The organism is Pseudomonas sp. TE24901 (assembly GCF_054058375.1).
Window position 1 is genome coordinate 507775 of record NZ_JBSSAF010000003.1, and the last position, 14450, is coordinate 522224.

At 62.6% G+C, this 14450-nt stretch carries 13 protein-coding genes; 11 read left to right on the top strand and 2 right to left on the bottom strand.

What is annotated here, in order from left to right; all coding sequences use genetic code 11:
* The first annotated feature begins 106 nt into the window (after positions 1-106).
* The 3 genes from ACVWVP_RS08420 to ACVWVP_RS08430 all read left to right on the top strand — a co-directional run bounded on the left by ACVWVP_RS08420 (position 107) and on the right by ACVWVP_RS08430 (position 2127).
* Complete coding sequence (locus tag ACVWVP_RS08420; RefSeq protein WP_178918932.1) at positions 107-838, top strand: SDR family oxidoreductase; 732 nt, start codon at positions 107-109, stop codon at positions 836-838.
* 20 nt (positions 839-858) lie between these two features.
* Positions 859-1761, top strand: coding sequence for an SDR family oxidoreductase (locus tag ACVWVP_RS08425; protein WP_457405219.1), 903 nt, complete (start codon positions 859-861; stop codon positions 1759-1761).
* Between the two features lie 117 nt (positions 1762-1878).
* Positions 1879-2127 carry a hypothetical protein gene (locus ACVWVP_RS08430; RefSeq protein ID WP_259172818.1) on the top strand — a complete coding sequence of 83 codons (249 nt, stop codon included), beginning with the start codon at positions 1879-1881 and terminating at the stop codon, positions 2125-2127.
* A gap of 3 nt (positions 2128-2130) precedes the next feature.
* On the opposite strand, the gene betT is transcribed toward ACVWVP_RS08430, so the two are convergent.
* The gene (betT, locus tag ACVWVP_RS08435) at positions 2131-4092 is read right to left on the bottom strand and encodes a choline transporter BetT (protein WP_178918948.1); all 1962 of its coding nucleotides are present in this window, start codon (positions 4090-4092) and stop codon (positions 2131-2133) included.
* 568 nt (positions 4093-4660) lie between these two features.
* Positions 4661-5587: a serine O-acetyltransferase EpsC gene (epsC, locus tag ACVWVP_RS08440; protein ID WP_178918938.1), complete on the bottom strand. Its 927-nt coding sequence runs from the start codon at positions 5585-5587 to the stop codon at positions 4661-4663.
* A gap of 166 nt (positions 5588-5753) precedes the next feature.
* Between epsC and ACVWVP_RS08445 the strand changes: the two genes are divergently transcribed.
* From ACVWVP_RS08445 to ACVWVP_RS08480, 8 genes are all read left to right on the top strand, one after another.
* Positions 5754-6749, top strand: coding sequence for a D-cysteine desulfhydrase (locus ACVWVP_RS08445; RefSeq protein ID WP_178918940.1), 996 nt, complete (start codon positions 5754-5756; stop codon positions 6747-6749).
* Positions 6750-7032: 283 nt separating this feature from the next.
* Positions 7033-7827: a cystine ABC transporter substrate-binding protein gene (gene tcyJ, locus ACVWVP_RS08450; RefSeq protein ID WP_176997368.1), complete on the top strand. Its 795-nt coding sequence runs from the start codon at positions 7033-7035 to the stop codon at positions 7825-7827.
* The gene (gene tcyL / locus ACVWVP_RS08455; RefSeq protein WP_071482540.1) at positions 7827-8492 is read left to right on the top strand and encodes a cystine ABC transporter permease; all 666 of its coding nucleotides are present in this window, start codon (positions 7827-7829) and stop codon (positions 8490-8492) included. The genes tcyJ and tcyL overlap by 1 nt, the downstream gene beginning before the upstream one ends.
* Positions 8493-8495: 3 nt before the next feature.
* Positions 8496-9242 carry an L-cystine ABC transporter ATP-binding protein TcyN gene (gene tcyN / locus ACVWVP_RS08460; protein ID WP_457405224.1) on the top strand — a complete coding sequence of 249 codons (747 nt, stop codon included), beginning with the start codon at positions 8496-8498 and terminating at the stop codon, positions 9240-9242.
* 381 nt (positions 9243-9623) lie between these two features.
* Positions 9624-10409 (top strand): hypothetical protein, encoded by a 786-nt coding sequence (locus ACVWVP_RS08465; RefSeq protein ID WP_259172823.1) that lies wholly within the window; start codon positions 9624-9626, stop codon positions 10407-10409.
* A 187-nt stretch (positions 10410-10596) separates the two neighbouring features.
* On the top strand, positions 10597-11850 hold the full coding sequence (locus ACVWVP_RS08470; RefSeq protein WP_457405227.1) for an SfnB family sulfur acquisition oxidoreductase: 1254 nt from the start codon (positions 10597-10599) through the stop codon (positions 11848-11850).
* A 26-nt stretch (positions 11851-11876) separates the two neighbouring features.
* The gene (locus tag ACVWVP_RS08475) at positions 11877-13070 is read left to right on the top strand and encodes an SfnB family sulfur acquisition oxidoreductase (protein WP_457405228.1); all 1194 of its coding nucleotides are present in this window, start codon (positions 11877-11879) and stop codon (positions 13068-13070) included.
* Positions 13070-14422 (top strand): LLM class flavin-dependent oxidoreductase, encoded by a 1353-nt coding sequence (locus tag ACVWVP_RS08480; RefSeq protein WP_457405231.1) that lies wholly within the window; start codon positions 13070-13072, stop codon positions 14420-14422. The genes ACVWVP_RS08475 and ACVWVP_RS08480 overlap by 1 nt, the downstream gene beginning before the upstream one ends.
* Positions 14423-14450: the final 28 nt, after the last annotated feature.

The window sequence follows — 14450 nt, forward strand, 5'->3', positions numbered from 1 at the left end:
ACTTATTGTTGGCGATTATTGAACAGTCAAGGCAACTCTGGCGCATTTATCGGCCCTGGTAAACATGTGAATCTGCGTCCACACCCACTCCAGAGGACTTCGCACCATGACAACTCAAGTCGCAATCATCACCGGCGCTTCCCGTGGCATTGGCGCCGTGGTGGCCCGACAACTCGCCGCCGACGGTTACGCCGTGGCGATCAACTACGCCAGCAGCGCCACCGAAGCGTCGAAGCTGGTGGTGGAACTGCGTCAAGCCGGCCACCAAGCCATAGCGATCCAGGGCGATGTCAGCAAGCCTGCCGATATCAAGCGCCTGTTCGATGAAACCGAAACCCAGCTGGGCAAGGTCGACGTGCTGGTCAACAACGCCGGTATCCTCAAGGCGTTGCCCCTGGCCCAGCACAGCGACGAACTCTACAACCAGAACTTCGACATCCACACCCGTGGCACCTTCAATGCCTTGCGCGAAGCGGCCACGCGCCTGAACGACGGCGGGCGCATCGTCAACTTCTCCAGCAGCACCGTCGGCCTCAACTTCCCCGGCTACGCGGTGTACATCGCCAGCAAGGCGGCGGTGGAGTCCCTGACCCACGTGTTCGCCAAGGAAATGCGCGGGCGTGGCATCACCGTCAACGCGGTCGCGCCAGGCCCGGTCGCCACCGACCTGTTCCTGCACGGCAAGAGCGAAGAGCAGATCCAGGGCATGGCCAAGATGGCGCCCCTGGAACGCCTGGGCCAACCGGAAGATGTTGCCCGCGTGGTGTCGTTCCTGGTCAGCCCGGCCGCTGGCTGGATCAATGGGCAAACCCTGCGCACCAACGGCGGGCTGGTCTGAACGCAATCGAGGGCAATCACATGAAATCGATCATCCTGATTACCGGCGCCTCCAGTGGGTTTGGCGCCCTCACCGCCCGCGCCCTGGCCGATGCCGGCCACACGGTCTACGCCAGCATGCGCGAAACCCTGGGGCGCAATGCGCCGCAGGTGGCCGAGGTGCAGCGCTATGCCGACGAACACCAGGTGGACCTGCGCAGCGTGGAGCTGGACGTGGCTTCGAGCGAATCGGTAGACGCTGGCGTCGCCAGGATCGTCGCCGACTGCGGGCGCCTGGATGTGATCATCCACAACGCCGGGCACATGTCGTTCGGCCCGGCCGAAGCCTTCACGCCGGAGCAGTTCGCCCAGCTGTACGACATCAACGTGCTGAGCACCCAGCGCGTCAACCGTGCGGCGCTGCCGTACCTGCGCAAGCAGGGCAAAGGGTTGGTGGTGTGGGTGTCGTCCAGCAGCGCTCGCGGGGGTACGCCGCCGTTTCTGGCGCCGTACTTTGCGGCGAAGGCGGCGATGGACTCCCTGGCGGTGTCCTACGCCAGCGAGCTGAGTCGTTGGGGCATCGAGACGTCGATCATCGTGCCTGGCGCGTTTACCAAGGGCACCAACCACTTTGCCCACTCCGGCAAGCCCAGCGATCAGGCGCGTGTCGATCTGTACAACGACGGCCCGTATGCGGGTGTTGCGGACGCTGCACTGCAAGGTTTAGCGGCGCTGGAACCTGCGGATGCGGATGTGGGCGAGGTGGCCAAGGCCATTGTCGAGATCGTCGGCTTGCCGTTAGGCACACGCCCGTTCCGCCGGCATATCGACCCCTCCGAGGATGGCTGCGAGGTCGTCAATGGCGTGGCGGATCGGGTGCGGGCAGAACTGTTCTGGAAGGTGGGTTTGCAAGACTTGCTTAAACCCACTACACCTCTTCAGTAGGAATGCAGTGCCTCATGTGGGAGCGGGCTTGCTCGCGAAAGCGGTTCATCAGAAACATATTCAGTGGCTGACACTCCGCTTTCGCGAGCAAGCCCGCTCCCACAGGAGATCACCGTCATGCACACCCTCATCGTCATCAGTTGCGGCTTGATTCTGCTAGCACTGACGCTGTTCATCGGTCAAAAACTCGGCATCAGCCGCACGGTGCTGGCCTACAGTTTTGTCGCCATCTGGTTGATCGCCGCAGTGGCCAACGGCGCCGTCGGCGTGCTCACTGCCGGCCAGCCCCTGGTATCGGAGCTGGTGATCGGCAGTGGCGTATTCGGCGCGCCGTTGGTGGCCCTGGCCCTGTACCTCAGGGCCTGAGGTTCAACGCACCAGGTGCAGGAACTGCAGGTGACGCTCGTACTGGTCGAGGATGTCGTTGATGATCTGCTCCTTGGTGTAGCCCACCAAGTCGTAGTCCTGGCTGCCTTCGGCCAGGTGCACTTCCGCCCGGTAGTAGCGGCGGTTGTTGATCTCTTTCTTGCCCATGCCACCCCGGGCAAACGACGGCGTGAAGTAGCCGCGCATCTGCACCTGATACACGAATGGGCGCTCCTCGCCGTGACCGATTTCCAGACTGACGCTGTCGTTGGCCGGGTCCGGTTGGGTGACCACGTTCAGGCCCTTCTCGACAAACACCGCCGTCACTTCTTCGATCGCCGGGCGCACGGTGGTGTCGAGGAAGCGGTACACCTCATCCCGCGAAGGGAAGTGCACGGCTTGGCTCAGACGCTGGCGCCAGCCGCCCCTGCCCTTGCGTGCGGCCGAGATGGGGGCCAGCGAATGCAACTGGGCAATCTGCTTCTGCGACTCGAGGTAGAAGGCCTTGTGCAGCCCCCACATCATCAGCAGCAGGATCATCGAGAACGGCAGTGAGGTCAGCACCACCGCCGATTTGAGCGAATCGATACTGCCGGCAAACAGCAACGCACTGGTGACCAGCGCGGTCATGGCGCCCCAGAACACCCGCAGCCATTTCGGCCCGTCTTCATCCGCGTTGCCGCCCTTGGACGACAGGGTGGACAGCACCACGGTGCCCGAGTCGGCCGAGGTGACAAAGAACACGAAGCTGATGAACACCGTGACCGCGATGACGGTTTTGCTCCACGGATAGGTTTCCAGCAACAGGTAGAGGCTCATCGACGGGTTGTCGATGGCCGACTGACCGAGTGCGGTCAGCCCGTGATTGAGCACTTGGTCGATGGCGCTGTTGCCGAAGATCGACATCCACGCCAGGGTGAAACCCAGCGGGATCAGCAGCACGCCGAACACGAACTCGCGGATGGTACGGCCACGGGAAATCCGTGCGATGAACAGGCCTACGAACGGCGACCATGCGATCCACCAGGCCCAGTAGAACACCGTCCAACCGCCCAGCCAGTCGCTGGGTTTGTCGTAGGCGTATACGTCGAAGCTCTTGGTCGGCAAGGCGCCCAAGTAGTCGCCCAGGTTCTGGATCAGGGTGTTGAGCAGGTGCTGGGTGGGGCCGGCGAACAACACAAACAGCAGCAGCGCGCAGGCCAGCAGCATGTTGATGTCGGACATCACCCGCACGCCCTTGTCGACGCCGGAGACAGCCACCAGGATCGCGGCGCCCATCATCAGGGTGATCAGGCCAACCTGGACCCACTGGGTGTGAGCCACGCCGAACAGGTAATCGAGACCGGAATTGAGGTGCAACACCCCAAAGCCCATGTCGGCACCCAGGCCGAACACCGTGGCGATGATACCGAAACCATCCACGGCATAGCCGATGGGGCCATTGATGCGCTTGCCGATCAGCGGGTAAAGCGCCGAACGCAGCGCCAGCGGCAGGTTATGCCGGTAGGCGAAGTACGCCAGGGCCATGCCGACAAAGGCGAACACACCCCAGCCATGCAGGCCCCAGTGCAGAAACAGGATCTGCATGGCCTGGCGCGCCGCGTCGGCGTTCATCGCTTCGCCCTGGGGCGGTTGCACCAGGTGCGTCAGCGGCTCAGAGACGCAGAAGAAGAACAGCGTGATGCTGATCCCGGCGGCGAACAGCATGCCAGCCCAGGACAGATAACTGAATTCGGGCTCGTCGTGGTCGGCACCGAGTTTTATCTTGCCGTAGCCCGATAACGCGGTGACCACCACGAAGACCAGATACAGGGTCATCGCCAGCATGTAGTACCAGCCGACCGTATTGGCCGCCCAGTTTTGCGCGGCCAGCAGCCAGGCACCGGCCTGTTGCGGGATCGCGATGACCGTGACGCCGAAGAGCAGGATGAACGTAGCGGCAAAGTAGAAAACTGGCGCGTTCATGCGCACCAGGCCGCTGGATGGGGTGGACGATGCACTCATGAACGATGCACCCCGAGGGAGTGGAATGTGGCTGTAAATAACGGACTCAGCAAAGGTAAGCCTCCTGTTGTGAGCGGGCAGCGAACCACCGGGTTTAACTTGAACGAGCATTCAAGTTAAACATGAATAGGCGGTCCGGGACTAATCGCAGGGCTGAGCGGTAGACAATTCCTACACTAGCTCAAGGACAGGTATGACGGGCGGGAATGACAAATCGTTCAGCGATTACGCGGGAAATCTGGAATACGGGTAACCCTGTGAGAGCTGGCTTGCCTGCGATGGCGGTGGGTCAGCTGTCCATTCGCGGCTGGCACACCGCCATCGCCGGCAAGCCGGCTCCTACAGGGGGTTCGTGTGCCAGGTTGGCCTGAGCGAAGGACGACAAATCGTTCAGCGATTACGCGGGAAATCTGGAATGCGGTTAACCCTGTGGGAGCTGGCTTGCCTGCGATGACGGCCTCAAAATCAGCGCAAGGCTAATGGCCTCATCACCGGCAAGCCGGCTCCTACAGAGGTTTGCGTAAGCTTCCTATTTTTGCGTGCCGTCATCGTGTTGCAGGTTGGCCTGGGTGATATTCGCCCCGGCCGGCACGCTGCGGGTGAGCCACACGTTGCCGCCGATGGTCGAGCCCTTGCCGATGGTGATGCGCCCCAGGATCGTCGCGCCGGCGTAGATCACCACGTCGTCCTCGACAATCGGGTGGCGTGGGTGGCCCTTCTGCAGCTGCCCATCCTCATCGGCGGGGAAGCGCTTGGCGCCCAATGTCACGGCCTGGTAGATGCGCACGCGCTCACCAATGATCGCCGTCTCGCCAATCACCACGCCGGTCCCGTGGTCGATGAAGAAACTGGGGCCGATCTGCGCGCCGGGGTGGATATCGATGCCGGTGGCCGAGTGGGCAATCTCCGCGCTGATCCGCGCCAGCAGCGGCAGGCCGGCGCGGTACAAATGGTGGGCCAACCGATGATGGATCACCGCCAGGATCCCCGGGTAGCACAGCAGCACTTCATCCACGCTGCGCGCGGCCGGGTCGCCGTGGTAGGCGGCCAGCACGTCGGTGTCCAGCAGGCTGCGCAAGGACGGCAAGGCCAGGGCGAAATCCTGGATCAGGCGAATGGCGTGGGCATCGACCTCCCGGTCGTCCTTGCCGCCTTGGCGGGCGGCATAGCGCAATTCCAGGCGGGCCTGGGCGAGCAGCGCGTTCAGCGCGACATCGAGGGTGTGGCCAACGTAGAAATCTTCGCTCTCTTCACGCAAGTCCACCGGCCCCAGGCGCATCGGGAACAGCGCACCGCACAGCGATTCGAGAATCTGCGCCACCGCCTCGCGTGACGGCAGCTCACGTCCACCGTGTTCGCCGCTCAGGCGGCCATTGCGCGTTCGCCACTGGTCCCGGGCGCCGCGCAGTTGGCTAACGATGGTCTGCAATTGCCAATGACTGGAACGCTCACTCACGGTATTCACTCCTGACGAAATGGCCCTCACTTTACGGTATGCACCCGGGCGGCCCTTAAGAACCAATGGTGTGATACTAAGAACCATACGGCATAAGCGATTGGCGGTTGCCCGATGAAAAGTGCCTGCCTATAGTCGCCTCATCTCTTAGCCACCGTGCGTAGCCATGATCAAACAACAGCTCGACCGTTTTAACCGCCTGGAACTGCTGGGCGGCGCCACTGCCCTGGAAAAACTCGAGCGGCTGTCGGCCTGGCTGGGCAGGGACATCTACGTCAAACGCGATGACACCACGCCCCTGGCCATGGGCGGAAACAAGCTGCGCAAACTCGAATACCTGGCCGCCGATGCCCTCGCCCAGGGCGCTGACACGCTGGTGACCGCCGGGGCCCTGCAATCCAACCACGTGCGCCAGACCGCCGCACTCGCCGCCAAATTGGGCCTGGGCTGCGTGGCGCTGCTGGAGAACCCCACCGGCACCGAAGACCCCAACTACCTGGGCAACGGCAACCGCCTGCTGCTGGACCTGTTCGACGCCAAAGTCGAGCTGGTCGAGAACCTCGATAACGCCGACGAACAACTCAACGCCCTGGCCGACCGCTTGCGCAGCAACGGCAAGAAACCATACCTGGTGCCCATCGGTGGCTCCAACGCCCTGGGCGCGCTGGGCTACGTGCGCGCCGGGCTGGAACTGGCCGCACAGATCGAAGACAGCGGCATCGAGTTTGCCGCCGTGGTGCTGGCATCGGGCAGCGCGGGCACCCACAGCGGGTTGGCGCTGGCCTTGAGTGAAGTGCTGCCGGACCTGCCGGTCATTGGTGTGACCGTGTCACGTACCGACGAAGCCCAGCGCCCGAAGGTGCAGGGCCTGGCCGAGCGCACCGCCGAATTGTTGGGCGTGGCGATTCCCGAGGCGTTCAAAGTGATCCTGTGGGACGAATATTTCGGCCCGCGCTACGGCGAGCCGAACGCCGGCACCCTGGCGGCGGTCAAGTTGTTGGCAAGCCAGGAAGGGCTGCTGCTGGACCCGGTCTACACTGGCAAGGCCATGGCCGGTTTGCTGGACGGCATCGGACGTCAGCGGTTCGAGGACGGGCCGATTATTTTCCTGCACACCGGCGGGGCGCCAGCGCTGTTTGCTTACGACTCGGCGTTCAACTGAATAAACGCGGGTTGCAAATGTGGGAGCTGGCTTGCCTGCGATGGCGGTAGGTCAGCAAAACACCCGTCGGCTGATACTCCGCCATCGCAGGCAAGCCAGCTCCCACATTTAGACAGGCGTTATATTCTAAAATAGAATAACAGATTGAATTTATATTATTTTCAAGTCTTAAGAAGCGGCTTTATCATCACGCCGTAGGCGAAGACGCGCACCGCGCTTTAAGGCAGGATACGACTACTGCGTCACCTGCTTCGCTCAACATAAAAAAACACAGGGGCTCTTCATGACTATTTCTGCATTGCGTCGTACGTTGCTGGTTGGCACTTTGGGCCTGGCCCTCGGGGCTGGGTGGATGGGCCAGGCGGTTGCTGGCGAGCAGTTGAACACCATCAAGAAAGCAGGCGAGATCAAGATCGGCCTGGAAGGCACCTACCCACCGTTCAGCTTTGTCGACGAAAGCGGCAAGCTCAGCGGCTTTGAAGTGGAACTGTCTGAAGCGCTGGCCAAAGAGCTGGGTGTGAAGGTCAAGCTGCAGGCCACCCCTTGGGATGGCATCCTCGCCGCGCTGGAATCCAAGCGCCTGGACGCCGTGGTCAACCAGGTCACCATTTCTGAAGAGCGCAAGAAGAAATACGACTTCTCCAAGCCTTACACCGTGTCCGGTATCCAGGCACTGGTCCTGAAAAAGAACGTCGACAGCATCAAGACCGCCGACGACCTGGCCGGCAAGAAAGTCGGTGTAGGCCTGGGCACCAACTACGAACAATGGCTCAAGGACAACCAGCCTAAAGCCATCATCAAGACCTATAACGATGACCCGACCAAGTTCCAGGACCTGCGTATCGGCCGTATCGACGCCATCCTGATCGACCGTCTGGCCGCCCTGGAATACGCCAAGAAAGCCCCGGACACCGCCACTGCCGGCGACGCCTTCTCCCGCCAGGAAGCCGGTATTGCCCTGCGCAAAGGCGAGCCTGAACTGCTCGACGCGGTGAACAAGGCCCTCGACAAACTGCGCGCCGACGGCACCTTGAAGAAGCTGTCCGAGAAATACTTCAACGCTGACGTCACTGAATAATGGAAGCAGGTTTCCAACTCGCGCTGGACTCCGCGCCCTTTCTGCTCAAGGGCGCGTACTACACGGTGATTCTTAGCCTCGGCGGAATGTTTTTCGGCTTGCTGCTGGGCTTCGGCCTGGCCTTGATGCGCCTGTCGCGCTTCAAGCTGGCAAGCTGGATCGCCCGGGTCTATGTGTCGTTCTTTCGCGGCACGCCCTTGCTGGTGCAGCTGTTCCTGATCTACTACGGCTTACCGCAAGTGGGCATCGAGCTGGATCCGATCCCGGCGGCCCTGATCGGCTTCTCGCTGAACATGGCCGCCTATGCCTGTGAAATCCTGCGGGCCGCCATTGCTTCCATCGAGCGTGGCCAGTGGGAAGCTGCGGCCAGTATCGGCATGACCCGCGCGCAGACCCTGCGCCGTGCCATTCTGCCGCAAGCCATGCGCACGGCATTGCCGCCGCTGGGCAACAGCTTTATTTCGCTGGTCAAGGACACGGCGCTGGCCGCTACCATCCAGGTGCCCGAGCTGTTCCGCCAGGCCCAATTGGTGTCTGCGCGAACCTTCGAAATCTTCACCATGTACCTGTCCGCCGCCCTGATCTACTGGATTCTGGCGAGCATCCTGGCGCACTTCCAAAACCGCCTGGAAGACCGGGTCAACCGGCATGACCTGGAGTCTTGAAGCATGATCGTGGTTGAAAAACTGACCAAACAATTCAAGGGCCAGGTGGTGCTCAACGGCATCGACCTCGAGGTCAAGGAAGGCGAAGTCGTCGCCATCATCGGCCCCAGCGGTTCCGGCAAGACCACCTTGTTGCGCTGCCTGAATTTCCTCGAAGAACCCACCAGTGGTCGCATCAAGGTGGGAGACATCGAGGTCGACACAGGCAAGCCGCTCAACCAGCAACAAGGCCTGGTGCGACGTTTGCGCCAGCACGTGGGCTTTGTGTTCCAGAACTTCAACCTGTTCCCCCACCGCACCGCGCTGGAAAACGTCATCGAAGGCCCGATCGTGGTCAAGAAGATGCCCCGCGACGCAGCGGTCGCCCTCGGTCGCAAGCTGCTGGCCAGGGTTGGCCTGGCGGGCAAGGAAGCGTCATACCCACGGCGCCTTTCCGGCGGCCAGCAACAGCGCGTGGCGATTGCCCGTGCATTGGCCATGGAGCCGGAGGTGATCCTGTTCGACGAACCCACCTCGGCACTGGACCCGGAACTGGTGGGTGAAGTGCTGGCGACCATCCGCAGCCTCGCCGAAGAAAACCGCACCATGGTCATCGTCACCCACGAAATGAGTTTTGCCCGCGATGTCGCCAACCGGGTGATCTTCTTCGACAAGGGCGTGATCGTGGAGCAAGGCGAAGCCAAGGCGCTGTTCGCCAATCCCAGGGAAGAACGCACCAAGCAGTTTTTGAGCAAGTTCCTCGCCCACTGACTCCGCCCTGTAGTGAGCGGGCTCGCCCCGCGCCGGCTACGCAGCTTTCCCAAAAATCTTGGGGCTGCTACGCGGCCCAGCGCGGGGCAAGCCCGCTCACTACAGGTCAGCAGGTCCCACAGGGAATGCTCCTTCCAGCCTGTAAAACACCCCGCCATCACCCTCCGAATATCCCCGCGCCAGTCAGACCTTTCTGAATCTCCCCCAACCTGCCGTTTAGCCCCGTGCCGCCATTGACGCTCCTCGATCAACCCTCTTATCTAGCGCCCAGAGGATTGGATCCTATCCCGGCTACTCACTGAATCGTTCCTTTCGGCCCCCTTGCGCACCCGCGCCAACGGTCCGGAACGGTTGCTGCTGGCTGCATCAAGGAGATTACTTATGACGCGCACCCCAACCCCGCCCCTGCTCACCGCCCCGACCCTGCCCCAGGCGCATCGGGAAGGCATCAACGCCCTGGCGGCCACCCAGTTGCAAGTGGACATTGCGCCCTACCCCGGCATGGAGGAAGGCGACTTGATCGAACTGTTCTGGAACGACTGCTTTGCCGCCTCACGGCGGATCACGGCCTGCAAGGTCGGCATGTCGACCCACCTGCGCGTCCCGCAGAGTTTTGTGCAGGATGGCCGCGCTTGTGTGCACTACCAGGTGATGCAAGTGGGTTACGGCCCCGCGCGCTCGGCCCCGGCTCGGGTAAAGGTCAAGACCAATTACCCGGGCGGCGAACCTTCACCGCTGCTGGGTGACGAAAACCAAAACCTCGCCCCGGTGGACCTGCCCGAAACGATCCGCCGCCATGGGGTCAACGGCCGCCAGGTGCGACGTGGCATCCCCCTGGCCATCGAACCCTACCTGAACATGAGCTGCGGTGACGCCATCACCTTGCGCTGGGGAGACGTTCGTCTGGACCTGCCGAAAATAGCCGCCCGGGACGTCGGCCTGGCGGTACAGGTGTGGGTGCCCTCGGCGGTGATTGTCGAGGCGGGGGACGACTGTCGGCTGGACGTGACGTACTGCATCCTCGACCGGGTCGGCAATAATTCACGCTGGGCACCGGCCCGCATGCTGAGCATCGCCGCCTGTTCCCCACAGGTGCCAGCCCGGCCGGCCAGGGCCGCGTCGACCTACCAACCGCGTCACCCCGGCTCACCCTGCGAACCGGGGTGACAGCCCTTCTATGCATATTCCTAGAAGTTAGTTTATTTAAAGATTTAACACGCTTAGGGTATATGCACCGGACCACCGGACATCTCTGATTTTTCTGTTTTTATTTCATTGAATGCGAGGTCGGTATGGTCAGAATTACCCCGGTGCATAACGCCAGGGCATTACGTGCAGCCAAGGAGCGGCGCTGATGTCTAACTTGGCTCAAACACCCCCCCAGAGTGGCCTGGACAGTGATCGGGACATAGCCCCCCTGCTGTTGCCGGCCGCCGTGCTGCGCAACGACGCCGAGGCACTGGCCGCTGCCCACGAGCTTGCCAAGGCTGCACGCCTGCAAGCCGCCAAGCGCGACAGCCAACGCAAGCTGCCGTGGGCACAGATCGAACAGTTCACCCGCAGCGGGTTGGGCAGTATTTCCATTCCCCGCGAATACGGCGGCCCGCAGGTGTCCTTCGTGACCCTGGCCGAGGTGTTCGCGATCATCAGTGCGGCCGACCCGGCCCTCGGGCAGATCCCGCAGAACCATTTCGGCATCCTGCACCTGCTGCAGGGCGCGGCCAGCGAGCGCCAGAAAAAGCAGCTGTTCCAGAGCGTCCTCGACGGCTGGCGCATCGGCAATGGCGGTCCGGAACGCGGCACCAAGAACACCCTGGAACTCAAGGCACGTATCACCGCCAAGGGTGACGGGCATGTGATCAGCGGCCAGAAGTTCTACTCCACCGGCGCGCTGTTTGCCCATTGGGTCGCGGTCAAGGCGCTGAACGATGACGGCAAGCAGATCATGGCGTTCGTGCGCCGTGGCACCGAAGGGCTGCGCATCGTGGATGACTGGTCGGGCTTCGGCCAACGCACCACTGCCAGCGGCACGGTGCTGCTGGACCAGGTACCGGTGGACGCAGAGCTGGTGGTCGAAAACTGGCGCATCGGCGAATCCCCGAATATCCAGGGCGCTGTCTCGCAGTTGATCCAGGCTGCCATTGACGCGGGCATCGCACGCGGTGCGCTGGATGACACCATCGCCTTCGTGCGTGAACGTTCGCGCCCGTGGGTCGACGCCAACGTCGAACGCGCCAGCGATGACCTGTATGTGATCGCTGACATCGGCAAGCTCAAGATCGAGCTGCACGCCGCCGAAGCGCTGCTGCGCAAGGCCGGCCACGTGCTGGACCAGGTCAGCGCCGCGCCGATCACCGCACAGTCTGCCGCCCGCGCCTCGATTGCCGTGGCCGAGGCAAAGGTGCTGACCACCGAAGTGTCGCTGCTGGTCAGCGAAAAGCTCTTCGAACTGGCCGGCAGCCGCGCGACCCTCGCCGAGTTCAACCTCGACCGGCACTGGCGCAACGCCCGGGTGCACACCCTGCACGACCCGGTGCGCTGGAAGTATCACGCCATCGGCGCCTTTAGACTCAATGGCACCCTTCCGGCCCGCCATTCCTGGATTTGACCGACCAGACCTCTGGAGAAATACGCATGACCCTTTCTCATCACGTCGCGGTCATAACCAGCGACGAACAAGCCCTTATTGTCGCCAGCGACCTGGCCGAAGACTTCCGTCGCGACAGCGCCCAGCGTGACCGTGAGCGCCGCCTGCCCCTGCCCGAACTGGACGTGTTCTCCCGCTCCGGCCTGTGGGGCATCAGCGTGCCCAAGGAATACGGCGGCGCCGGTGTGTCCAACGTCACCCTGGCCAAGGTCATTGCGCTGATCGCCCAGGCGGATGCCTCGCTGGGCCAGATCCCGCAGAACCATTTCTACGCCCTGGAAGTGCTGCGCGTGAACGGCGCCCCGGCACAGCAACAACGCCTGTATGCCGAAGTGCTCGCGGGCCAGCGCTTTGGTAACGCCCTGGCGGAACTGGGCACCAAGACGGCCCACGACCGCGTTACATCGATCACCCGCGACGGTGATGGCTTTCGCATCAGCGGCCGCAAGTTCTACGCCACCGGCGCGATCTACGCCCAGCGCATCCCCACCTCCGTGGTGGATGAGCACGGCGTGCAGCAACTGGCATTTGTCCCACGTGACAGCGAAGGGCTGACGGTAATCGACGACTGGAGCGGCTTTGGCCAGCGCACCACCGGTAGCGGTTCGGTGGTGTTCGACAACGTGTGGGTGGCGGCGCAGGACGTGATTGCGTTCCAGAGCGCGTTCGAACGCCCGACCACCGTCGGCCCGCTGGCGCAGATTCTTCACGCGGCCATCGACACCGGCATCGCCCGTGCAGCCTTTGAAGACGCATTGCATTTTGTGCGCACCAAGACCCGCCCGTGGATCGACTCAGGCAACGACAAAGCCACCGAAGACCCGCTGACACTAAAAAGTTTCGGCCATCTGAGCGTGCGCCTGCATGCCGCAGAAGCATTGCTGGAACGCTCGGGCGAAGTTCTTGACCGCGCCCAGGCCGACAGCAACGCCGAGACCGTCGCCGCCGCCTCGATTGCCGTCGCCGAAGTGCGCGCCCTGAGCACCGAGATTTCCCTGGCAGCCGGTAGCACGCTGTTCGAACTGGCCGGCAGCCAGGCGACCCTCGCCGAGCACGGTCTGGACCGTCACTGGCGCAACGCCCGCGTGCATACGCTGCACGACCCGGTGCGCTGGAAGTACCACGCGGTGGGCAATTACTACCTCAACGATGCAAACCCGCCACTGCGGGGGACCATTTGATGACCAAGAAAAAGATCCTGCTCAATGCCTTCAACATGAACTGCATCGGGCATATCAACCACGGCCTGTGGACGCACCCACGGGACACGTCCACCCAGTATAAAACCATCGAATACTGGACCGACCTGGCCAAGACCCTGGAGCGCGGGCTGTTCGACGGGTTGTTCATCGCCGACATCGTCGGGGTGTACGACGTCTATCAGAACTCCATCGACGTGCCGCTCAAAGAGTCGATCCAGTTGCCGGTGAATGACCCGTTGCTGTTGGTCTCGGCCATGGTCGCCGTGACCCAGAACCTTGGCTTCGGCCTTACCGCCAACCTCACCTACGAACCGCCGTATCTGTTCGCCCGGCGCATGTCCACGCTCGACCACCTGAGCCGTGGCCGCGTGGGCTGGAATATCGTCACCGGCTACCTCGACAGCGCGGCCAAGGCCATGGGCCTGACCGAGCAGGTCGAGCACGACCGCCGTTATGACCAGGCCGATGAGTACCTGGAGGTGCTCTACAAACTCTGGGAAGGCAGCTGGGAAGACGACGCGGTCCTCAACGATCCGCAGGCGCGGGTGTATGCCCAGCCCGGCAAGGTGCACAAGGTCGAGCACCACGGCGAGTTCTACCAGGTGGAGGGTTATCACCTGTGCGAACCCTCGCCGCAGCGCACCCCGGTGCTGTTCCAGGCCGGCAGTTCGGATCGCGGTTTGCTGTTCGCCGGGCGTCACGCCGAGTGCGTGTTCATCAGCGGGCAGAACAAGGCCTCGACCAAAGTGCAGGTGGACAAGGTACGCGCCAGCGCCGTCGAGGCGGGGCGTAACCCGGACGACATCAAGGTGTTCATGGGCCTCAATGTGATCGTGGGCGCCACCGAAGCGCTGGCCTGGGCCAAGCACGCCGAGTACCTGAGCTATGCCAGCGCGGAAGCCGGCGTGGCGCACTTCTCGGCCTCCACGGCCATCGACTTTTCTCAATACGAACTGGACGAACCGATCCAGTACGTGAAGAGCAACGCGATCCAGTCGGCCACCAAAAACCTGCAGAACAACGACTGGACCCGACGCAAGTTGCTCGAGCAGCACGCCCTGGGCGGCCGCTACATCACCCTGGTCGGCTCGCCCGAGCAGGTGGCGGATGAGCTGGAGTCGTGGATCGCCGAGACTGGGCTGGATGGTTTCAACCTGACGCGCATCGTCACGCCGGAAAGCTATGTGGACTTCATCGACCTGGTGGTGCCGGAGCTGCAGAAGCGCGGGTCGTACAAGACCGCCTACGAGGCCGGCACGCTGCGGGAAAAAGTCTTTCACAACAGCGCGCGCCTGCCCGAACAACACACCGGTTCTACCTACCGCCACTGAACCAAAACTGTGAACCACAAAAATGTGG

Excerpts from the sequence above, each read along its gene's own strand:
- ACVWVP_RS08475 (WP_457405228.1), top strand. The coding sequence starts at position 11,877 with ATGACCCTTTCTCATCACGTCGCGGTCATAACCAGCGACGAACAAGCC.
- betT (WP_178918948.1), bottom strand. The coding sequence starts at position 4,092 with ATGAACGCGCCAGTTTTCTACTTTGCCGCTACGTTCATCCTGCTCTTC.
- ACVWVP_RS08420 (WP_178918932.1), top strand. The coding sequence starts at position 107 with ATGACAACTCAAGTCGCAATCATCACCGGCGCTTCCCGTGGCATTGGC.
- tcyJ (WP_176997368.1), top strand. The coding sequence starts at position 7,033 with ATGACTATTTCTGCATTGCGTCGTACGTTGCTGGTTGGCACTTTGGGC.
- ACVWVP_RS08430 (WP_259172818.1), top strand. The coding sequence starts at position 1,879 with ATGCACACCCTCATCGTCATCAGTTGCGGCTTGATTCTGCTAGCACTG.
- tcyL (WP_071482540.1), top strand. The coding sequence starts at position 7,827 with ATGGAAGCAGGTTTCCAACTCGCGCTGGACTCCGCGCCCTTTCTGCTC.
- ACVWVP_RS08480 (WP_457405231.1), top strand. The coding sequence starts at position 13,070 with ATGACCAAGAAAAAGATCCTGCTCAATGCCTTCAACATGAACTGCATC.
- ACVWVP_RS08465 (WP_259172823.1), top strand. The coding sequence starts at position 9,624 with ATGACGCGCACCCCAACCCCGCCCCTGCTCACCGCCCCGACCCTGCCC.
- ACVWVP_RS08470 (WP_457405227.1), top strand. The coding sequence starts at position 10,597 with ATGTCTAACTTGGCTCAAACACCCCCCCAGAGTGGCCTGGACAGTGAT.
- ACVWVP_RS08445 (WP_178918940.1), top strand. The coding sequence starts at position 5,754 with ATGATCAAACAACAGCTCGACCGTTTTAACCGCCTGGAACTGCTGGGC.
- ACVWVP_RS08425 (WP_457405219.1), top strand. The coding sequence starts at position 859 with ATGAAATCGATCATCCTGATTACCGGCGCCTCCAGTGGGTTTGGCGCC.
- tcyN (WP_457405224.1), top strand. The coding sequence starts at position 8,496 with ATGATCGTGGTTGAAAAACTGACCAAACAATTCAAGGGCCAGGTGGTG.